The following is a 21,427-nucleotide window of genomic DNA, read 5'->3' on the forward strand; positions in this document are numbered from 1 at the left end:
ACCATCTTATTATTTATAGATGGTTTGCTTTTTTTAATGCGGATAATTTTTGATCCGTCTCTTTTATACTTTGTGCGATTACATCAGCCATTTTCATGACTAAACTTAATCTTGTATTTTGAAGAACGAAAAACTCCATAAACCCATTTAGATTGACGATACCGTGTATATGCAGATCACCAACTGCAGGTAATTTCTTATTCATAGCAGCACCCGGTTTACTAGGTCCCTTTCCAGTAGTGATTGACCCAATATTTTGGGACTTTCCTAAACATGCATCAACAGCAATTATAAATGCAGTAGGATGTTTTTTCTGTATATTCTGAATTTTTTCTTCTAAATTTAGTGCATGTACTGGCTCATCTAGTGTACCGAATATTTGGAGGTTTTTTATGTCTATTTGTTCAAGTTTTGTACCAACTAACGGGCCGAGTGCGTCACCTGTAGAACGATCTGTTCCGATACAAACGAGAATGAGTGGTATATTAGTTTTAATAGGAATATGGGTAAGTAAGAAATTACTGATTATCTCAGAGGCTTCTAGATCTTGGTGCATAACGTTTTGAGTTTCTTTCTCAAAAAATGGTAAGCGAAAACTTCCAATGTTCATGAAGCACCCATCCTTTTAATAAATTTTCAATATATGTTATATGGTGAGAAAAATGGAAAGCTATAAGTGCGTAATTTTTGCAAAATGTGAATGAAAACGGAAATAATAGTACTAGTATATATATATTCGTTCCATTTTATACCTGAATGGCGGGGATAAAATAGGATTAAAATCATAAAATTTTTTCAGCAATTAGAGGACTTCTGATACAATAATAAGGATAACTAAAAAGAAATTTTAGCTAGAGAGGTAGAGGTACATGGATTTATTAACGAAGTGGTTTAATTCTACGAAACAGTATTTATTAGATGCTGATCGTTGGGCTCATATTGGAGTTGCGACATTAAAAATATGTATTATTTTAATAATTGGTGCAGTTGTTGTGCGAATTGCAAGAGCGGTTGTACGAAATGCGTTTCGTATGGGGAGTCGTTCTCCAATTCAAATTTCAGAACGTCGTACAGTTACAGTGGCGAAATTACTTGAAAATATTGTAGCGTATGTTGTTATGTTCATTATGCTAATTGCGATTTTAGGTGTGTTTGATATTAATGCATCAGGTTTATTAGCGGGTGCCGGGGTAATTGGTTTAGCAGTCGGATTTGGTGCTCAAAGTTTAGTGAAAGACGTTATTACAGGTTTATTTATTTTGCTAGAAGATCAGTTTTCAGTTGGCGATTATGTTAAAATCGGTCAATTTGAAGGAGTCGTTTTAGAAATTGGACTTCGTACAACGAAAGTAAAGAGTTGGACAGGTGAAATTCATATTTTACCAAATGGAAGTATTATTCAAGTTACTAACTACTCAGTTAGTAATAGTGTAGCGTTTGTTGATGTATCTATTTCATATGAGGCTGATATTGCGAAAGCAGAACAGGTTATTGAAGATTTATTAGTAGAGTTACCTTCAAAGTATGAAAAAATGGTAACAACACCTCAATTATTAGGTGTGCAAACGTTAGCTGCATCAGAAGTTATATTACGCGTTATCGCTGAAGTAGAGCCGATGCAACATGCAGTTATTGCAAGGGCACTTCGTAAAGAGATTAAAAATCGTCTTGATTTACATGGAATTGAAATTCCATATCCACGTATGGTTTTATACAATCGTGAAGAATTGGTTAGTGGAAAAGCAATTTAGTATGGAGAGGAGTTTGAAGAGTGGAGCAAAAGGAATATAACTTGTACGATGTTGTGGAAATGAAGAAAGCACATCCATGTGGCGAGAATCGTTGGAAAATTATTCGTATGGGAATGGATATCCGCATTAAGTGCGAGGGATGTGACCATTCAGTAATGATTACTCGAAGAGAGTTTGATCGTAAGGTGAAAAAAATACTTGTGAAGCACGAAGAATAGAGGGAGAGTAACAGTTACAGTAGGTAACTGTTACTTTTTTTCGTTTGGCGGAAACTTGTCATTTTTTTCGTTACTATCTATAATGATGAAAGATTGAGACATAGGAGTGAAAAATATGGGATTAACGGCTGGGATTGTTGGATTACCTAACGTAGGTAAGTCCACTTTATTTAATGCAATTACACAAGCAGGAGCAGAATCTGCAAACTATCCATTCTGTACAATTGATCCAAACGTAGGGATTGTAGAAGTACCAGATGAGCGTTTAAATAAATTAACGGAATTAGTAGAACCGAAAAAGACTGTTCCGACTGTATTTGAGTTTACTGATATTGCAGGTATCGTAAAAGGTGCTAGTAAAGGTGAAGGTTTAGGAAATAAATTCTTATCTCACATTCGTCAAGTAGATGCAATTTGCCAAGTTGTTCGTTGTTTTGAAGACGAAAATATTACGCACGTTTCAGGGAAAGTAGATCCAATTGATGATATCGAAACAATCAACTTAGAGCTAATTTTAGCGGACTTAGAGTCTGTTGATAAGCGTATCGAGCGTGTTGCGAAATTAGCAAGACAAAAAGATAAAGAAGCTGTATATGAGCATGAAATTTTAGTTCGTTTAAAAGAGGCTTTTGAAGAGGGGAAACCGGCTCGTACTGTTGAATTTACAGAAGAGCAGATGAAGATTGTTAAAGGCCTTCATTTACTTACAACAAAAGAAATGTTATACGTAGCGAACGTAAGTGAAGACGATGTTATCGATCCTTCGGAAAATAAATACGTACAAATGGTAAAAGAATTTGCAGAAAATGAAAATTCTCAAGTAATCGTTGTATGTGCAAAAATCGAATCAGAAATCGCTGAATTAGACGAGGAAGAGAAAAAAGTATTCCTTGAAGAACTAGGTATTGAAGAGTCTGGTTTAGATCAATTAATTCGTGCAGCATATGACTTATTAGGACTTGCTACTTACTTTACAGCTGGCGTTCAAGAAGTACGTGCTTGGACATTTAAACAAGGTATGAAGGCACCACAATGTGCTGGTGTTATTCATACAGACTTTGAGCGTGGATTTATTCGTGCAGAAACAGTTTCTTACGATGACTTAATGACAAACGGTTCTATGACAGCTGCAAAAGAAGCTGGAAAAGTACGTTTAGAAGGAAAAGAGTATATCGTAAAAGACGGAGATGTTATGCACTTCCGTTTTAACGTTTAATCTAATATTTCCTAGGAAAAATAAAGATATGAGCTTGGCGAATATATTATATGTTTGCCAAGTTTTTTATGTATTGGTGAGTTGATTCATATAACTTACTATGATATAATCTAAACTCGTGAGTAATTACTATAAATTAATTGCTCCTTGCCCATTATGGGCCGTTTAGACCAAAAGGAGGTGAAAGTGTAATGAGAAAGTACGAAATTATGTACATCATTCGTCCTGGCGTTGAAGAAGAAGCTCAAAAAGCTTTAGTTGAACGTTTTGCAGGTGTTTTAACAAACAATGGTGCAGAAATCATTAACACGAAAGAGTGGGGTAAGCGTCGTTTAGCTTACGAAATCAACGACTTACGTGAAGGTTTCTACATGATCTTAAACGTGAACTCTAACGCAGAAGCGATTAACGAATTCGACCGTTTAGCTAAGATCAACGAAGACATCCTTCGTCATATCGTTGTTAAAGAAGAAGAAAAATAATTGATATATAAGGGAGAGTGGTTCGATTGATGAATCGTGTTATCCTCGTTGGTCGTTTAACTAAGGACCCTGACTTACGTTACACGCCCAATGGTGTTGCAGTAGCTACTTTTACGTTAGCTGTGAATCGCGCATTTGCGAATCAACAAGGTGAGCGTGAAGCTGACTTTATTAATTGTGTAATATGGCGTAAACAAGCAGAAAACGTAGCAAATTATTTGAAAAAAGGAAGCTTAGCAGGCGTAGATGGACGTCTTCAAACTCGTAATTACGATGGACAAGACGGTAAACGTGTATATGTAACAGAAGTTCTTGCGGAAAGCGTACAATTTTTAGAGCCGCGTAATGGCGGTGGGGAGCAACGTGGTTCATTCAATCAGCAACCATCAGGAGCTGGTTTCGGTAACCAAGGCTCTAACCCATTTGGTCAATCTAGTAATTCAGGTAACCAAGGTAATCAAGGGAACTCTGGATTTACGAAGAATGACGATCCATTTTCAAATGTAGGTCAACCGATCGACATTTCCGACGACGATTTACCGTTCTAATACAGTAAATTTGTTAGTTTTAACAAAGAATGGAGGGAAATAGACATGGCAGGACGCAAAGGTGGACGTGCGAAACGTCGTAAGGTGTGTTTCTTCACAGCTAACGGCATCACTCGCATTGACTATAAAGATGTTGATTTATTAAAACGTTTCGTTTCTGAGCGTGGTAAAATTTTACCTCGTCGTGTAACAGGGACAAGCGCAAAATACCAACGCAAACTTACAGTTGCAATTAAACGTGCTCGTCAAATGGCACTTTTACCATATGTTGGTGAATAATAGCGTATGAAATGCACAGTAGAGTCCGACTCTACTGTGCATTTTGCTATGCTTTTCTTTTTTGAAAGAGAGGTTAAAATGTGAAACAAACAAAGTTTATTACAGAAGGCGCAGCGTTATTAGCTATATATGCAATTTTATTGCTTATATCTATGTATGTTCCAATTTTAGGTACTGTTGTAACTTTTGCGTTGCCGTTACCATTTATACTATTAACGATAAGATATAAACTATCTAATGTGCTTGTGATTTTTGTAGTGGCACTTTTTGTTACTGTTATTGTGAGTCAACCTATGAATTTAGTGAAGACAATTATGTTTGGATTGATAGGGATTGTTTTAGGGTATACGTATAAAACAAGAAAAAAGCCAGTGGAAATCTTAATAGCAGGGACGCTTGCATACTTAATTGGTTTTGTACTTATTTATGTTGCGAGTATAAAGTTTTTCAACATAGATATAATGAAGCAGATGCAAAGTATGTTTAGTGAAAGTATGGTGCAAAGTGAAAAGATAGTAAGTGCTATAGGTATGCCGATTAGTAAGGAACAAAAAGAGTTACTTACACAAATGAATGATATATTACAATTGTTATTTCCAAGTATACTTGTTCTAGTTTCAGTATGTTTTTCTTGGATTACAGTGATAATATCAGGTAGTGTTTTGAAAAAGTTAAAACACGACATTATACATTGGCCTAAATTTAAAGATCTACAATTACCAAAGAGTATTGTTTGGTATTACGTTATATTTATTTTGTTAGCAACTTTTATAAAAGTAGATCCAACATCATATTTACATATGGTATTTTCTAACCTATATGTCATATTTGCACTATTGCTTGTACTGCAAGGGCTGACATTCATTTCCTTTTTAGCGTATAGAAAAGGTTTTACAAAAGGGGTTCCTATTATTAGTTTTATTGTATGCATGTTTATTCCGATGCTGTTTCCTCTTGTGACAATCTTAGGTATAATTGACTTAGGGATTTCGTTGCGTTCTAAAATAGGGGAATAAAATAATATTCCTTATACTATTTTAATCTGTTTAACTAACTGGAAGGTGAGTTAGTTTTACTTTATAGGAGTTGTATACATGCCTGAATTTGATAAGAAACAGTGGTTTTTATATCCTGTTTATGTATTGGCATTTTTTGTGTTTGTGCTCATTTCAATTCTCTGTTATTTTCATTTAATTATGGGGATAGCTGCTTTTATCATTTTTTGTATCGTGTTCTTTATCGTTATACGATTTGAACTTAATTTTCAAAGGAATTTCGAAAAGCATACGACAGATATGATTACGAGGGTAAAGAAAGTCAGTAATGAAGCATTTAACCAAATGCCGATTGGTATTTTGTTATACAATAAGGATTACGGGATTGATTGGGCAAATCCTTATTTATCTTCATGCCTGGGACAGCATGCGTTAGCTGGATGGCACCTTTACGATGTATCAGAAACATTACTTCTTTTCATTAAAGGAGAAACTTCTGATGATATAGTCTCTTTAAATAATCGAAAGTTTCGTGTTTTTGTAAGGAAAGAAGAAAAGTTAATTTATTTCTTTGATGTAACGGAACAAACGGAAATCGAAAAGATGTATGAGGATCAACGCACTGTTTTAGCTGTAATTTATTTGGATAATTATGATGAAGTTACACAAGGATTAGATGATCAATTACGTACGAATATAACAAGTCTTGTGACATCGCGACTAAATGAATGGGCACTTAAGTATGGTGCGTATTTAAAACGTGCATCTTCAGAAAGATTCTTCGTTGTGCTAAATGAAAGTATTCTGACGCAGATGGAGAAAGGGAAATTTAGTATTTTAGATCAGGTGCGTGAAGAAACATCTAAAAGGAATATACCACTTACATTAAGTGTAGGTGTCGGATCAGGTGATTTACCTTTGTCAGAGCTTGGGGCAATGGCTCAATCTGGTTTAGACCTTGCGCTTGGGCGCGGGGGAGACCAAGTAGCTATTAAACAAGCGACAGGTAAAGTTAAGTTCTATGGAGGTAAGACAAATCCGGTTGAAAAGCGTACCCGTGTACGTGCTAGGGTCATTTCGCATGCGTTAAAGGATTTAGTATTAGAAAGTAGTAATGTCATTGTCATGGGACATAGGGCTCCTGATATGGACGCAATTGGTGCTGCGATTGGTATTTTAAAAGTGGCTCAATTAAACGAGCGTAAAGGATATATTGTATTAGATGAAAATGATTCTGATAAGGGAATTAAACGCTTGATGGACAAAGTGAAACAAAATGAGGAGTTATGGTCTCATTTTATTACTCCAGAGCAAGCGATGGAATTTGCAAATGATGAGTCGTTACTTGTTGTTGTTGATACGCATAAACCTTCTATGGTGATGGAGCAAAAACTGTTACATAAAATTGAAAATGTAGTAGTTATTGATCATCATCGTCGTGGGGAAGATTTTATTGAAGACCCATTGCTAGTTTATATGGAACCATATGCTTCTTCAACGGCAGAATTGGTTACAGAATTACTTGAGTATCAACCTAAAAATTTAAAGATGACAATGCTAGAAGCGACGGCATTGTTAGCAGGTATTATTGTCGACACGAAAAGTTTCACATTCCGGACAGGGGCTCGTACATTTGATGCTGCTTCTTATTTACGCTCACATGGTGCAGATACTGTGCTTGTACAAGAACTTTTAAAGGAAGATATGGATCAGTATTTACGGGTTGCAAAAGCTATAAAAAATGCGTACATTTATAAAAATGGAATTGCGATTGCTAAAGTTGATAGTGATGATTACTACGATCAAGTGCTTATTGCGCAATCGGCAGACACGTTATTAACGATGACAGGGATTATTGCATCATTTGTTGTTGCGAAACGTGGTGAGAATCTCATTGGAATTAGCAGCAGGTCTTTAGGTGAAGTGAATGTGCAGCTAATTATGGAAAACTTAGGCGGTGGCGGGCATTTGACTAATGCAGCCACACAAATGAAAAATGTTACAGTAGATGAAGCTGAGGAGAAGCTTCGATTTGTTATTGATGACTATTTACAGGGAGGCACACAATCATGAAAGTAATTTTTCTAAAAGACGTAAAAGGTAAAGGTAAAAAAGGAGAAATAAAAAACGTACCGGATGGCTATGCAAATAACTTCTTACTAAAACAAGGATTAGCTGCTGAAGCAACAAATAGCAGTATGAAAACTTTAGAAGCTCAAAAGCGTAAAGAAGAAAAAGATGCAGCAGCAGAGCTTGAAAATGCAAAAGAGTTAAAAGAGACTTTAGAGAAATTAACTGTAGAATTAAAGGCGAAATCTGGAGAAGGTGGCCGTTTATTCGGTTCTATTACGAGCAAACAAATCGTAGATGCGATGCAAAAATCACATAAAATTAAACTTGATAAACGTAAATTTGAAATGGATGATGCAATTCGTGCATTAGGCTACACAAATGTAACAGTGAAATTGCATCCGCAAGTAACAGCGACAGTAAAAGTTCATGTTAGTGAACAATAAAAATAAATTAAGCAAGGAGGATTGCGTATGAGTGATGTACTTGCTGATCGTACCCCTCCGCATAATATAGAGGCCGAGCAGGCGGTTTTAGGTGCCATATTAATTGATCAAGATGCGTTAACGTCAGCATCGGAGTTATTGGTACCTGATTCATTCTATCGAACGAAACATCAAAAGATTTTTGAGGTCATGCTTGGATTATCTGATAAAGGAGAACCGATCGACTTAGTAATAATGACATCAGCGATGGCTGATCAAGGATTACTAGAAGAAGTTGGTGGAGTGTCTTATCTAGCAGAGTTAGCAGAAGTTGTTCCAACAGCTGCTAACGTTGAATATTATGCACGTATCATTGCTGAAAAGGCACTTTTACGCCGTTTAATTCGAACAGCGACTCATATAGTGTCGGATGGATACGAGAGAGAAGATGACGTGGACGGCCTTTTAAATGAGGCCGAGAAAAAAATATTAGAAGTATCCCATCAAACGAATGCAAAAGCATTTCAAAATATTAAAGATGTTCTTGTGGATGCTTATGATAAAATTGAACTTTTGCATAATCAAAAAGGTGAAGTTACTGGGATACCAACTGGATTTACTGAATTAGATAAGATGACGGCAGGTTTCCAGCGAAATGATTTAATCATCGTAGCAGCACGTCCGTCAGTAGGGAAAACTGCATTTTCATTAAACATCGCACAAAACGTAGCGACGAAAACGGATGAAAATGTAGCGATTTTTAGTTTGGAGATGGGCTCCGATCAGCTTGTTATGCGTATGCTTTGTGCAGAAGGAAATATCGATGCGCAAAGACTTCGTACCGGGTCACTAACTTCTGATGATTGGGCGAAATTAACAATGGCGATGGGGAGTCTTTCAAATGCCGGTATATATATTGATGATACACCGGGAATTAAGGTAAATGAGATTCGAGCAAAATGTCGTAGACTAAAGCAAGAACAAGGTCTTGGAATGGTTTTAATTGACTACTTACAGCTTATTCAAGGAAGTGGGAAATCAGGTGAGAACCGTCAGCAGGAAGTATCTGAGATTTCTCGTACTTTAAAAGGGATTGCACGTGAATTGCAAGTGCCTGTTATTGCCTTATCACAGTTATCTCGTGGTGTAGAATCTCGTCAGGATAAACGCCCGATGATGTCTGATATTCGTGAATCTGGAAGTATTGAGCAGGATGCTGATATTGTAGCTTTCCTATATCGTGAAGATTACTATGACCGTGAAACGGAAAATAAAAATACAATTGAAATTATCATTGCAAAGCAACGTAACGGTCCAGTAGGTTCAGTGGAACTTGCATTCGTCAAAGAGTTCAATAAGTTCGTTAACTTAGAACGACGCTTTGAGGATGGGGCATAAAGGCAGTATAAAAAAGAAACACATTTCTTATAATAAGATGTGTTTCTTTTTTTATGGGGTAAAGATAAGGCTTTCATAAGGTGAAAACATAATTCTTACGAACGAAAATGATTTTTAATAAAAAAATGTTCGCTTTTTGGTTGACTTCTTTTTCGGTTTTGGTACAATTATATTGTTTGAATAGATCGTTTGAAAATTGCGGAGGTGCTTTAATAATGTCTTCAGTAGTAGTTGTAGGAACACAATGGGGCGACGAAGGAAAAGGTAAAATCACTGATTTTCTTTCTGAGCATGCGGAAGTAGTTGCAAGATATCAAGGTGGAAATAACGCGGGACATACAATTGTTTTCGGCGGAGTTAAATATAAGTTACACTTAATTCCATCTGGTATTTTCTATAAAGAGAAAATTTGTGTAATCGGAAATGGCTTAGTAGTAGATCCGAAAGCATTACTTGAAGAGTTAAAATACTTACACGACCGTGGTGTAAGTACTGATAATTTACGTGTAAGTAACCGTGCACACGTTATTTTACCTTATCACTTAAAACAAGATGAGTTAGAAGAGGCTAGTAAAGGTGATAACAAAATCGGTACAACGAAAAAAGGTATCGGTCCTGCATATATGGATAAAGCTGCTCGTATTGGTATCCGTATGGCTGATCTTTTAGATCGTGAAGCATTTAAAGAGAAGCTTGAGCGCAATTTAGTAGAGAAAAATCGTTTGTTTGAAAAAATGTACGATACAGAAGGTTTCAGTGTAGAAGAAATCTTTGAAGAGTACTTCGAATATGGACAACAAATCGCACAATATGTATGCGACACATCTGTTGTATTAAATGATGCACTAGATAACAATCACCGTGTATTATTTGAAGGTGCACAAGGTGTTATGCTTGATATTGACCAAGGTACGTACCCATTCGTTACATCTTCTAACCCGATTGCGGGTGGTGTAACAGTTGGAACTGGAGTTGGTCCTGCGAAAGTTACTCGCGTTGTAGGTGTATGTAAAGCATATACAAGCCGTGTTGGTGACGGTCCATTCCCTACTGAACTTAATGATGAAATTGGTCATCAAATTCGTGAAGTTGGTCGTGAGTACGGAACAACAACTGGTCGTCCGCGCCGCGTAGGTTGGTTCGATAGCGTTGTTGTAAGACATGCGCGTCGTGTTAGTGGTTTAACGGATCTATCATTAAATTCTATCGACGTTTTAACAGATATTCCAACTCTTAAAATTTGTGTTGCTTACAAATACAATGGCGAAGTTATCGATGAAGTTCCAGCAAACTTAAACATTTTAGCGAAATGTGAGCCTGTATATGAAGAGCTTCCAGGTTGGACAGAAGATATTACTGGTGTAAAATCATTAGACGAGCTTCCTGAAAATGCACGAAAATACGTAGAACGTGTTTCTGAGTTAACAGGAATTCAATTATCTATGTTCTCAGTTGGACCAGATCGTAACCAAACGAATATTGTTCGTAATGTATACGAAGCTTAATTGATATTTTAAGAAAAAACTCATGTCCGCATGAGTTTTTTCTTATCTTTTATAAAAAAATGAAAAAAAGTATTGCGAAGAATACAGAATACATGTTATGATACATCTTGTCGTCACGAAAATATGACGTTGGTGAGTATGAGCCATTAGCTCAGTTGGTAGAGCATCTGACTTTTAATCAGAGGGTCGAAGGTTCGAATCCTTCATGGCTCACCATTTTATTTTTCGTGGCCCGTTGGTCAAGTGGTTAAGACACCGCCCTTTCACGGCGGTAACACGGGTTCGAATCCCGTACGGGTCATGTTTTTTTTATGCTTATTTTTGGTCCCGTGGTGTAGTGGTTAACATGCCTGCCTGTCACGCAGGAGATCGCCGGTTCGACCCCGGTCGGGACCGCCACTTTTGTTTATACCACCATTAGTGGTTTTATATATAGTTTTGGCTCGGTAGCTCAGTCGGTAGAGCAGAGGACTGAAAATCCTCGTGTCGGCGGTTCGATTCCGTCCCGAGCCACTCTCAGGATATTAAGTGGGCCCACTTAATATCCTTTTTATTTATGTAATTTTACAAAACTGAGTAGTTATTTTAAAATAGAACGAGGAGCCTCTAGCAGTTGAAGCTAGAGGTTTTTCTATAGATCGTATAGGATTCCGTGTAAAAGTGGATCATACATGAGTCTATGAGAATAGAGGAGAAAATACTTAAACAAAGGATGCGGTCATATAGGACATACTATGTAAACATCAATATGTTTAGGGATTATTGACCATATTTTTATAAGGAGGAAATAGACGATGATGGGAAAGAAAATTTTAGTAGTTGATGATGAAAAGCCGATTGCAGATATTTTGAAGTTTAACCTAGAAAAAGAAGGTTTTGAAATAGTAATGGCGCATGATGGTGATGAAGCAATTGAAAAAGCTAATGAAGAACAACCAGATATGGTTTTATTAGATATTATGCTACCAGGTAAAGATGGCTTAGAGGTTTGTCGTGAAATACGTAAAAGTTCAGAAATGCCGATTATTATGCTTACAGCAAAGGACTCTGAGATTGATAAAGTATTAGGGCTTGAGCTTGGGGCAGATGATTATGTAACGAAGCCATTTAGCACGAGAGAATTACTTGCTCGTGTGAAGGCGAATTTACGCCGTCACCAACAAGGTGGTGCTGCAGAAAAAGAAGAAAATACAGAAATGGTTATTGGACCAATTGTTATTAATCCAAATGCATATAGTGTAACGAAGCGCGAGGAAAATATCGAGCTTACACATCGTGAATTTGAGTTGCTACATTATTTAGCGAAACACTTAGGACAAGTTATGACACGCGAACATTTATTACAAACAGTTTGGGGTTATGACTATTTTGGAGATGTGCGCACAGTAGACGTAACAGTACGTCGTTTGCGTGAAAAAATTGAAGATAATCCAAGCCATCCTACTTTAATTGTAACTAGACGTGGAGTAGGGTATTACTTGCGTGACCCAGAGCAGGAATAGTATATGAAGAAAGTTGGTTTTTTTCAATCTATTCATTTAAAATTTGTGCTTATATATATGCTATTAATATTAATAGCGATGCAAGTTATTGGGGTATATTTTGTAAGGGAATTAGAGAAGAGCCTAGTACAAGGTTTTAGGGATTCTTTAACGCAGCAAACAAACTTATTATCATATAACTTGAAACAAGAATTTAAAAAAAGTTATACAAAAGCAGAAACAGAGTCAACAGATGAAACGATTAAAACTTCTATTCGAAAGTTTGCCTCTGATCAAAAAAAAGTTATACAAGAGGTAAGTGTATTTGATTCGCATAGAAAGTTACTGGCTATTTCAGATGAATCAAAGCAGAATAAGGTGAATAGAACATCAACTGATATAGCTGTTCAGCGAGTGTTGGTGCAAAAAAAGCCAGAAGTGAAAATTGAGAAGGATGGTAGTACAGGCCATCGTGTTCAAGTTATGCTTACTCCGATTCTAGATGATAATGGCAAGGATGCGCTTGGTGTTATATACATCGTTGCATCTATGGAAGATGTATATAAACAAATGAAGGATATAAATCAAATTTTTGCTACGGGAACAGTAATTGCCTTATTAGTAACGGCCGTACTTGGGATTTTATTGGCTCAAACAATTACAAGACCAATTTCAGATATGCGGAGACAAGCAATCGAAATGGCAAAAGGAAATTATTCGAGAAAAGTAAAGGTGCATAGCCATGATGAAATTGGACAACTGGCATTATCCTTCAATAATTTATCAAAAAAATTACAACAAGCTCGTTCTTCTACAGAAAGTGAAAGGCGTAAACTATCATCTGTTTTATCTCATATGACAGATGGAGTAATTGCTACTGACCGAAAAGGGGATATTATTTTACTAAATGACCCTGCGGAAAAAATGTTAAATGTTTCTCGTGAAACAGCGCTCGATCAATCTGTTTTAGAGGTATTAGGGATACAGGAAGAATTTACGCTCGATCATTTATATGAAGAGCCAGATTCTGTTTTATTAGATTTTAGTACGAGAAATGAACCATATATTTTACGTGCTAGTTTCTCTGTTATTCAAAAAGAAACAGGGAAGGCAAATGGTTTAATTGCCGTATTATATGATGTAACAGAGCAGGAGCGTATAGAAAGGGAACGCCGTGAGTTTGTGGCGAATGTCTCTCATGAATTAAGGACGCCATTAACGACAATGCGCAGTTATTTAGAGGCACTTACAGATGGAGCATGGCAGGATCCGAATATTGCACCACAATTTTTAACGGTTACACAAGAAGAAACAGAAAGAATGATTAGACTTGTAAATGCGTTGTTACAGCTATCTAAACTTGATAGTACAGAGCACCGTTTAATGAAAGAATGGGTCGACTTTACTGATTTCTTTAATAATATTATTGATCGCTTTGAAATGTCTAAAGAACAAAATGTAAGTTTCAAACGATCTTTCTCTAAGAAGTCTAGGTTTATTGATATGGATACTGACAAAATTACTCAAGTGCTGTATAACATTATTTCTAACGCATTAAAGTATTCACCAGAAGGTGGAACAGTAACATATCGCTTACGTGATCGCGGTGATTTATTAGAAATTAGCGTAAGTGACCAAGGAATGGGTATTCCAAAAGAAAACGTTGATAAAATCTTTGAACGTTTTTATCGCGTAGATAAAGCTCGTTCAAGACAAATGGGTGGTACGGGACTTGGATTAGCAATTGCAAAAGAAATGATCGAGGCACATGGTGGCTCTATTTGGGCGAAGAGTGAAGAAGGAAAAGGGACAACTATTTATTTCACGTTACCAATGGCAGCAGATGAAGAGGACGATTGGGAATGAGTATGGAAAACTTTAAAACAATAGTTTTAATTAACCTAGTTGTAATTAGCCTGTTTCTTACTTTTAACCTATGGACGTATGTGCCAGATTCTACATCCATGCAAAACGCAAAATTTGTACAGGGCAATGAAGGAACGAATCAAACTAAAATTTCCGATGTTGTCCGTCCTACTTCTATCATCGTGCATAAAGATAAAAATCATTATGGGAGCAGAAGAGAGGCAGATATAGAATCAATCTATAAGCCTTTGGAAGTAGGGGAACTACATGAGTTTAGAGAGATATCAATCACTAAGGATGATTTCCTATCCTATGTGCATGGTGAAGGGAAAATTGAACTTGTTTTCCCTACTGATATCCCATTTGATGCAGTTAAATCTATGTTTAACATGAAAGAGAAAAGTACAGATAAGCCTAAACATTTTAATCGTATTCTCCTTGATCCTTCTAGGAGTAAGGATCAAGAAATTAAAATTAACTTTGTTTCTGATGGTGATAACTTTAAAATATATGAGGCAAAATTAAGTGGTGTGTATTTAAAAGATATTGTAAATGCTCAAAATCAATTTATAGTATCAGCAAAGCCCTATTTTGATTATCAAATCAATGATATGAAAAAGTTATTTTTACCAGATGGCACGACAGAGTTAAACAATATAACATATATTTCATCTAATTTAGCAGTTGATACGTTTAAGAATGCTCTGTTTAGTGATCCTCGTTATTTAAGTCCGATTACTGAGATATCGAAAGAAACATTTACAGATGGTATTAGATCCATGGAAATTGAAAACGATCGTCACATGCTAAAGTATAAAAACTCTTCTGTCTTAACTGAGAAAACGATAGATAATTTAATGCTGTTACAAAAAAGCTTTGAATTTGTAAGTGGTCACAGTGGAAGTTTGGATTCATATCGTTTGGACTATATGAATAAAGGAGAGACAGTATTTCGCTTACATGAAGATGGATATTCCGTATTCAATACAGATGGATTAGCTGAATTGAGACAAAAATGGGGATCAGAAGAAGTAATGGAATATGAAAGACCGTTGCTGTCTTTAAATACTAAAGGCATAGAACAGAAAGTTACTCTTCCGTCAGGGCATGTTGTAATAGCATCCCTAGAAAATAATCCAGAGATAAAGAAACAAGTAATTAAGGATATTGGTATTGGATACAAGTTATCACTAGATGGGCAAGTAGTTCGACTACAACCAATTTGGTATGTAAAGCTTGTTGAAGGTGAAACGGGTAAACAGCAAATCTATGAGTGGAGTGAGGGAGGACTAAATGGATTGGGATCGAATTAAAACCATATTTATTGTGACCTTTTTTGTTTTGGACCTCTTTCTCATTTTTCAATTCATTCAAAAGCAAGATAGTAATCAATTGGAGCTTATTGCAGAAACAAAGATAGATCAAGAATTAAAAGCAAATAAAATTACTATAGGGAATATCCCTAAGGAACCGAAGAAAGAGTCATTTATTAGAGCGGAAAATAAAGCCTTTAAAGAAGATGATATACAGTCTTTGAAAAATCAAACGGCGCATATACAAAATATGTACACGATAGAAAGTAAGCTAAAAGAGCCTTTTTTAAATACGAAATCATTATCAAAAGATAAGTATAATGAATTTTTGAAGAACTATGTATTGGATGGACAAAAGTATGAATTTGGAGCGGTGAAAGACTCTAAAATTTATTTCTTCCAAAAATATAAAGATAAGCCTATTTTCTATAATAATCAGGCGATGATTGTTGTGGAATTAAATGAAAAAAATGAACTTGTTTCATATACGCAGACAATGCTAACTGATTTAAAAGAAATGGGCGAAGGTGAAAAAACGAAAGAGCAAGAAATTATTACGGCTCAAACAGCTTTAGAAAATTTGTATTTAAAAAATAAAATTCATGGAAATACACATGTTAAAGAAGCGCAAATTGGTTATGCCACTCTTACCGCATCTACTTCTAATAACCAAGTACTTGCTCCAACATGGAATTTAAAAACGGAGCAAAAGCAGGACTTCTTTGTGAATGCAATTGAAGGACAAGTTATGGAATTAGGGGAAAAGGAAAATCAAGTGGTTGATGAACATACTGGAGTGAGAAATAATGGGGTTGCATTTTAGCGTACTTGCAAGTGGAAGTACAGGAAATATGCTATACGTAGGAACCGATGAAAAAAAATTACTAGTCGATGCAGGTTTAAGTGGTAAAGCGACAGAGGCTTTATTTAAACAAGCAGAACTGAATATAAATGATGTATCAGGTATTCTTGTAACACATGAGCATAGTGATCATATTAAAGGGTTAGGTGTATTGGCGCGAAAATATGATTTACCCGTTTATGCGAATGAGAAAACATGGAATGCAATGGAACATTTAATAGGAAATATCCCAACTGAGCAAAAATTCATTTTCTCAGTTGGGGATGTGAAAACATTTGGTGATATTGAAGTCGAATCATTTGGAGTTTCTCATGATGCGGCAGAACCGATGTTTTATGCTTTCCATAACAATAATAGGAAATTAGCGCTTATTACAGATACGGGATACGTAAGCGACCGTATGAAGGGCGTTATTAAGGGAGCTAATGCTTTCGTGTTTGAAAGTAATCATGATGTGGAAATGCTTCGTATGGGACGTTACCCATGGAGCATTAAACGACGTATTTTAAGCGACGTTGGGCATGTTTGTAATGAGGATGCTGCATTAGCGATGGCAGATGTAATTACAGATGAGACAAAGCATATTTATTTAGCCCATTTAAGCTTAGATAATAACATGAAAGAACTAGCGCGTATGTCAGTATCACAAGTACTAGAGGAAAAAGGATTTGGAGTGGGTGAATCCTTTGAAATTCACGATACAGATCCAAAAATGCCTACAAAAATTCAATACGTATAATTCTTCATTTTAGTAAACAATAAAGGTGAATATAGTTGTTTTCAGGAAGATGGGTGAACAAATATGTCCTTTATTGATGAAGAAAATTATCGTATGAAACGTGCAGGAAAAAAGAAGCATAAAGGTATAGTTCTTTCTAGTATAGCGGGAACAATTGTAGGAGCTTCTTTATTTGCGTTTGGAGCTCCTTTATTTTCAAATTCTGCTGATACGCTTCCGCAAGCTGAAGCAAGCGGAAGTAATATGGCCGAAGCTCAAGGAATTAAACAGATTAGCTTTGTAGATGCTGTTGATCGTGCATCTGAAGCTGTTGTGGGTGTTATTAACATTCAACGAGATAACTTTTCAGAGGCAGATTCAGAGGCTGGTACAGGATCAGGAGTAATTTATAAAAAGACAGATGGTCAAGCTTATATTGTAACGAATAATCATGTTGTAGCTGGAGCGAATCGTATTGAAGTAAGTCTAAGTGACGGTAAGAAGGTTCCTGGAAAAGTATTAGGAACCGATGTAGTCACAGATTTAGCTGTATTAGAAATAGATGCAAAGCATGTGAAAAAAATAATTGAAATTGGCGATTCTAATACTGTTCGTAGAGGAGAGCCAGTTATTGCGATTGGAAATCCACTTGGACTGCAATTCTCTGGAACTGTTACGCAAGGTATTATTTCAGCTAATGAACGTATTGTCCCTGTAGATTTAGATCAAGATGGACATTATGATTGGCAAGTAGAAGTGTTACAAACAGATGCGGCGATTAACCCAGGGAATAGTGGCGGTGCGCTTGTAAATGCAGCAGGACAATTAATTGGTATTAATTCAATGAAAATTGCTGCAAAAGAAGTAGAAGGAATCGGACTTGCTATTCCGGTGACTAGGGCTGTTCCGATTATGAATGAACTTGAGAAGTATGGAAAAGTAAGAAGACCGTATGTCGGGATTGAACTTAGGTCATTAAATGAAATTCCAAACTATTATTGGTCAAAAACATTACATTTACCAGGTACTGTAACAGAAGGAGTTTGTATTTTGGATGTGAAAAGTCCTTCGCCAGGCGCGGATGCTGGTTTAAGAGAACATGATGTTATTGTGGCAGTAGATGGAAAACCGATTCGCGATATTATTGGATTCCGCACGGCCTTATATGATAAGGAAATTAATGATAAAATGACTCTTACGTTTTATCGTGGTACAAAAAGAGTAACAACAACAGTGAAATTAGGCATTCAAAAGTATTAAAAACAGGAGGGCCTACCTCCTGTTTTCTATTGTAGAAAAGTGAGGTGAAGAAAATGAATTTACCTTGTTGTTTAGAACATGTTGAATTAGCGTTAGATATTATTGTGGATGAGTGTGAAGTTGCGCCGGTTATCAACAATGTGGATAACTCAGAAAAAGAGAAAAAAACATGTGAATTTTGTCAAAATGAGGCGACATATGTTGTATCGAACACAGATTCTCACACAATATGTGGGTAGTGTTTGTGGATATGTGGATAAGTTTTGTGGATAACATGTTTGTAAGGTGGAGGATACGTGTGAATATCTCGATTATTTCAATTGGGAAATTAAAAGAAAAATATTTGAAACAAGGTATAGCAGAATACTTAAAACGATTATCAGCATACGCAAAAGTAGAAGTAATTGAATTGCCAGATGAAAAGGCGCCAGAAAATTTAAGTGAAGCAGAAATGTTAATTGTAAAGGAAAAAGAAGGTATACGTATACTGGATAAAATTTCTGATGACACGCATGTGATTGCATTAGCTATAGAAGGAAAGCAAAAGTCATCAGAAGAATTTGCGGTAAGTCTAGATCGCCTTGCTACATACGGAAAGAGTAAAGTCGCATTTGTAATTGGTGGATCACTCGGACTAAGTTCAGAAGTGATGAAGCGTTCAAACGAATCACTTTCTTTTTCAAAGATGACGTTACCACACCAATTAATGCGATTAGTGTTGCTTGAGCAAGTGTATAGAGCGTTTCGGATTAATCGCGGTGAACCTTACCATAAGTAAGGTATTCTATGTAAAACAAAGGTAAGACGCTGATATTATCATATTTATTTTATTATGCCTATAACTGGAGGCTATGTGAATGGTAAGTGATCAGACGAGATATTCTAGGCTCGCGAATATAACAAAAATAATAAATACAAAATTAGAACTACGTGAAGTATTACAGCGTGTGACAATGGCGATATCAGAGGAGATTGTTAGGTGCGATGCTGTTGGAATTTATTTACCCCAGGAAGATGGAACATTTAGAGGATTTGCAGGAAAACCAGAGACCATAAATGGCGTAACGCTCGATACTCAGGTAATTGATCCTGAAGTAGATTTACTGGCAAAAGAAGTTATTGAAACGAAAAAAACCATCTATATTCCTGATACCTCAAAGGATCATCGACCAGATCCGAGACCAGTTGATGCGTTTAAAATTAAGTCCTTATTAGCTCTGCCTATCTCATTTAGGCAAGAGTTATTTGGTCTGGTTTTTTTATTTGATTATGGGATTCCGATGAACTTAACAGATTCAGAAATTCAAAGTGTTGAAGCTTATGTAAATATGGCCGCGGTCGCAATTCAAAACGCAAATAATTTAACACAAAAGGAAAACCTTATTGTTGAGAAGCAGCTGTTACTAAATGTTACCCGTGATTTATCAATGTGTTCCTCGATACAGGAGAGTTTTGATAAATGCTTTTTTTACTTAGAACAGATTTTAGAGAGTAAAAATATGACTGCCCATCTTCTAGATCCGCTAGACAAAACAACGATTAAAACAACGAAATTAAGTAAGGGCTGTGATTGGACAGAAGCTGATTGGACAGAGAAAAGCTATGAAGCCAAGATCCAAGAAGTTATTCAAACAAAAAATATAGATAGTAAGGATTTATTGATGATTCCATTGATTTCAATGGGAGAAGTATTGGGGGTAATCGTCGTTGGGAAAGAAGGAAAAGCTCACAATTACGATAATTCTCAAATTCAACTAGCAAAATCTATCGTTGATGCCACAGCCCCTACGTTTTCAAATTTGTTATATATGGATCAACTAGAAAGCATAGTGGAAGAGCGAACGGGAGAGCTAGCTGCTGCTAATGAAAAAGTTACAAGTGTGATTGAATGTATTACGGATGGATTCTTTACTTTAAATAATAAATGGGAATTTACGTACGTAAATAAGCACCAATATTTTCCGCAAAGAAAAACAGCAAAAGATGTATTAGGAAAGAATATATGGGATGTTTTCCCGAGTGATATCGACACAGTTATGTATAAGGAATTTCATCGTGCGATGTCAGAACGAACTACAGTTCATTTCGAATTTCTTTCTACTGCAGATGAATATTGGCACGAAGTTATTGCATACCCGTATGATGATGGTATTTGTTGTATTTTTAAAAACATAACGGAAAAAAAGAAATATGAACAGGAATTGAAAAGATTATCTAACATTGATTTAATAGGGCAAATGGCAGCAGGTATCAGCCATGAAATTAGAAATCCAATGACAACGGTACTAGGATTTTTGCAGTTATTAAAAGAAGAGAATACCTATGAGAAACATAATAAGTACTTTCATTTAATGATTGAAGAACTTAACCGTGCCAATTCTATTATTACTGAATTTCTCTCAATGGGTAATACAAGGAAATTGGATTTGCAGATGTTAGATTTAAATTCACTTATCCGCGATATTATTCCTTTAATAAAGATTGATACGTATAATCAAAATAAATATATTCAATTCGATACAAATGACATTCCGAAATTACTTTTAAATCGTAATGAGATACGGCAATTATTAATGAATCTATATCGTAATGGCTTAGAAGCGATGAGTACAGGGAAAGTTCTAACCATTAGCACCTACAAGGAAGGTCAAAATTGTGTGGTGCTTGCAGTGCAGGATCAAGGAAAAGGTATCAGGCCTGAAGTATTAGAGAAACTGGGTACGCCATTTTACACGACCAAACATAATGGAACTGGATTGGGGTTAGGTGTATGTTATGCCATTGCTGCCCGCCATAATGCAAAAATAGAAATTCAAACAGGATCGGAAGGCACTACCTTTTTTGTTAAATTTAATTATGAAAATAATAAAAAATAAGCTTATTTAGAATAGTTATGATGAACTGTATCATAAATAAATTTATTCTTTGCATATAAAAAGGATAAAAAGACCATTGGACAAAAATTACCGATGGTCTTTTAAATATTATTAGATGGTATGTACATTTCCTAAAATAAGTATGTTTCTATTTCCATAAAAAT

21 protein-coding genes and 4 tRNA genes are annotated in these 21,427 nt (G+C 35.9%); 24 read left to right on the top strand and 1 reads right to left on the bottom strand.

Going from position 1 to position 21,427, the window contains the following annotated elements; translation table 11 throughout:
- Positions 1-13: 13 nt before the first annotated feature.
- On the bottom strand, positions 14-610 hold the full coding sequence (gene yyaC / locus AC1Q8L_RS19380; protein WP_001020709.1) for a spore protease YyaC: 597 nt from the start codon (positions 608-610) through the stop codon (positions 14-16).
- A 259-nt stretch (positions 611-869) separates the two neighbouring features.
- Here yyaC and AC1Q8L_RS19385 point away from each other — a divergent pair, with 259 nt between their 5' ends.
- The 24 genes from AC1Q8L_RS19385 to AC1Q8L_RS19500 all read left to right on the top strand — a co-directional run bounded on the left by AC1Q8L_RS19385 (position 870) and on the right by AC1Q8L_RS19500 (position 21,263).
- Entirely contained in the window at positions 870-1,751 is an 882-nt protein-coding gene (locus AC1Q8L_RS19385; RefSeq protein WP_000365110.1) for a mechanosensitive ion channel family protein, read from the top strand.
- Positions 1,752-1,771: 20 nt separating this feature from the next.
- A complete protein-coding gene (locus tag AC1Q8L_RS19390; RefSeq protein ID WP_000435486.1) occupies positions 1,772-1,969 on the top strand; it encodes a DUF951 domain-containing protein in 198 nt (65 codons plus the stop codon).
- A 115-nt stretch (positions 1,970-2,084) separates the two neighbouring features.
- Positions 2,085-3,185 (top strand): redox-regulated ATPase YchF, encoded by a 1,101-nt coding sequence (gene ychF / locus AC1Q8L_RS19395; protein WP_000524670.1) that lies wholly within the window; start codon positions 2,085-2,087, stop codon positions 3,183-3,185.
- A gap of 191 nt (positions 3,186-3,376) precedes the next feature.
- Positions 3,377-3,667 carry a 30S ribosomal protein S6 gene (gene rpsF, locus AC1Q8L_RS19400; RefSeq protein WP_001233781.1) on the top strand — a complete coding sequence of 97 codons (291 nt, stop codon included), beginning with the start codon at positions 3,377-3,379 and terminating at the stop codon, positions 3,665-3,667.
- 26 nt (positions 3,668-3,693) lie between these two features.
- Positions 3,694-4,215: a single-stranded DNA-binding protein gene (gene ssb / locus AC1Q8L_RS19405; RefSeq protein ID WP_002094213.1), complete on the top strand. Its 522-nt coding sequence runs from the start codon at positions 3,694-3,696 to the stop codon at positions 4,213-4,215.
- Positions 4,216-4,260: 45 nt separating this feature from the next.
- Positions 4,261-4,494, top strand: a complete 234-nt coding sequence (rpsR, locus tag AC1Q8L_RS19410; RefSeq protein WP_000918873.1) for a 30S ribosomal protein S18 — start codon at positions 4,261-4,263, stop codon at positions 4,492-4,494.
- Between the two features lie 80 nt (positions 4,495-4,574).
- A complete protein-coding gene (locus AC1Q8L_RS19415) occupies positions 4,575-5,510 on the top strand; it encodes a YybS family protein (RefSeq protein WP_000814845.1) in 936 nt (311 codons plus the stop codon).
- A 78-nt stretch (positions 5,511-5,588) separates the two neighbouring features.
- Positions 5,589-7,562: a DHH family phosphoesterase gene (locus tag AC1Q8L_RS19420; protein WP_001113780.1), complete on the top strand. Its 1,974-nt coding sequence runs from the start codon at positions 5,589-5,591 to the stop codon at positions 7,560-7,562.
- Entirely contained in the window at positions 7,559-8,005 is a 447-nt protein-coding gene (gene rplI, locus AC1Q8L_RS19425; protein WP_000864223.1) for a 50S ribosomal protein L9, read from the top strand. Before AC1Q8L_RS19420 ends, rplI begins: the two co-directional genes overlap by 4 nt.
- A gap of 27 nt (positions 8,006-8,032) precedes the next feature.
- A complete protein-coding gene (gene dnaB, locus AC1Q8L_RS19430; protein ID WP_001286147.1) occupies positions 8,033-9,382 on the top strand; it encodes a replicative DNA helicase in 1,350 nt (449 codons plus the stop codon).
- Between the two features lie 215 nt (positions 9,383-9,597).
- Positions 9,598-10,887, top strand: coding sequence for an adenylosuccinate synthase (locus tag AC1Q8L_RS19435; protein ID WP_098311793.1), 1,290 nt, complete (start codon positions 9,598-9,600; stop codon positions 10,885-10,887).
- Between the two features lie 140 nt (positions 10,888-11,027).
- Positions 11,028-11,103 (top strand) — tRNA-Lys (locus AC1Q8L_RS19440).
- A 13-nt stretch (positions 11,104-11,116) separates the two neighbouring features.
- Positions 11,117-11,188: transfer RNA gene (locus AC1Q8L_RS19445), tRNA-Glu, on the top strand.
- 22 nt (positions 11,189-11,210) lie between these two features.
- A tRNA-Asp gene (locus AC1Q8L_RS19450) sits at positions 11,211-11,286 on the top strand.
- A gap of 41 nt (positions 11,287-11,327) precedes the next feature.
- A tRNA-Phe gene (locus AC1Q8L_RS19455) sits at positions 11,328-11,400 on the top strand.
- 281 nt (positions 11,401-11,681) lie between these two features.
- Positions 11,682-12,389 carry a cell wall metabolism DNA-binding response regulator WalR gene (gene walR / locus AC1Q8L_RS19460; protein WP_000971865.1) on the top strand — a complete coding sequence of 236 codons (708 nt, stop codon included), beginning with the start codon at positions 11,682-11,684 and terminating at the stop codon, positions 12,387-12,389.
- Between the two features lie 3 nt (positions 12,390-12,392).
- Entirely contained in the window at positions 12,393-14,234 is a 1,842-nt protein-coding gene (walK, locus tag AC1Q8L_RS19465) for a cell wall metabolism sensor histidine kinase WalK (protein ID WP_000755367.1), read from the top strand.
- Positions 14,231-15,547 (top strand): YycH family regulatory protein, encoded by a 1,317-nt coding sequence (locus tag AC1Q8L_RS19470; protein ID WP_000061568.1) that lies wholly within the window; start codon positions 14,231-14,233, stop codon positions 15,545-15,547. Before walK ends, AC1Q8L_RS19470 begins: the two co-directional genes overlap by 4 nt.
- Positions 15,528-16,370 carry a two-component system regulatory protein YycI gene (locus AC1Q8L_RS19475; RefSeq protein ID WP_000383720.1) on the top strand — a complete coding sequence of 281 codons (843 nt, stop codon included), beginning with the start codon at positions 15,528-15,530 and terminating at the stop codon, positions 16,368-16,370. Before AC1Q8L_RS19470 ends, AC1Q8L_RS19475 begins: the two co-directional genes overlap by 20 nt.
- Positions 16,354-17,148: an MBL fold metallo-hydrolase gene (locus AC1Q8L_RS19480; protein ID WP_000522837.1), complete on the top strand. Its 795-nt coding sequence runs from the start codon at positions 16,354-16,356 to the stop codon at positions 17,146-17,148. The genes AC1Q8L_RS19475 and AC1Q8L_RS19480 overlap by 17 nt, the downstream gene beginning before the upstream one ends.
- A gap of 63 nt (positions 17,149-17,211) precedes the next feature.
- Positions 17,212-18,387, top strand: coding sequence for a S1C family serine protease (locus tag AC1Q8L_RS19485; RefSeq protein WP_000008031.1), 1,176 nt, complete (start codon positions 17,212-17,214; stop codon positions 18,385-18,387).
- Between the two features lie 53 nt (positions 18,388-18,440).
- Positions 18,441-18,626, top strand: a complete 186-nt coding sequence (locus AC1Q8L_RS19490; protein WP_001052827.1) for a CxxH/CxxC protein — start codon at positions 18,441-18,443, stop codon at positions 18,624-18,626.
- Positions 18,627-18,685: 59 nt separating this feature from the next.
- Positions 18,686-19,165: a 23S rRNA (pseudouridine(1915)-N(3))-methyltransferase RlmH gene (gene rlmH, locus AC1Q8L_RS19495; RefSeq protein WP_001027003.1), complete on the top strand. Its 480-nt coding sequence runs from the start codon at positions 18,686-18,688 to the stop codon at positions 19,163-19,165.
- Between the two features lie 79 nt (positions 19,166-19,244).
- On the top strand, positions 19,245-21,263 hold the full coding sequence (locus AC1Q8L_RS19500; RefSeq protein ID WP_000253125.1) for a GAF domain-containing sensor histidine kinase: 2,019 nt from the start codon (positions 19,245-19,247) through the stop codon (positions 21,261-21,263).
- Positions 21,264-21,427 lie beyond the last annotated feature (164 nt).

It is taken from the genome of Bacillus sp. GW823-FHT06A11 (assembly GCF_058795355.1).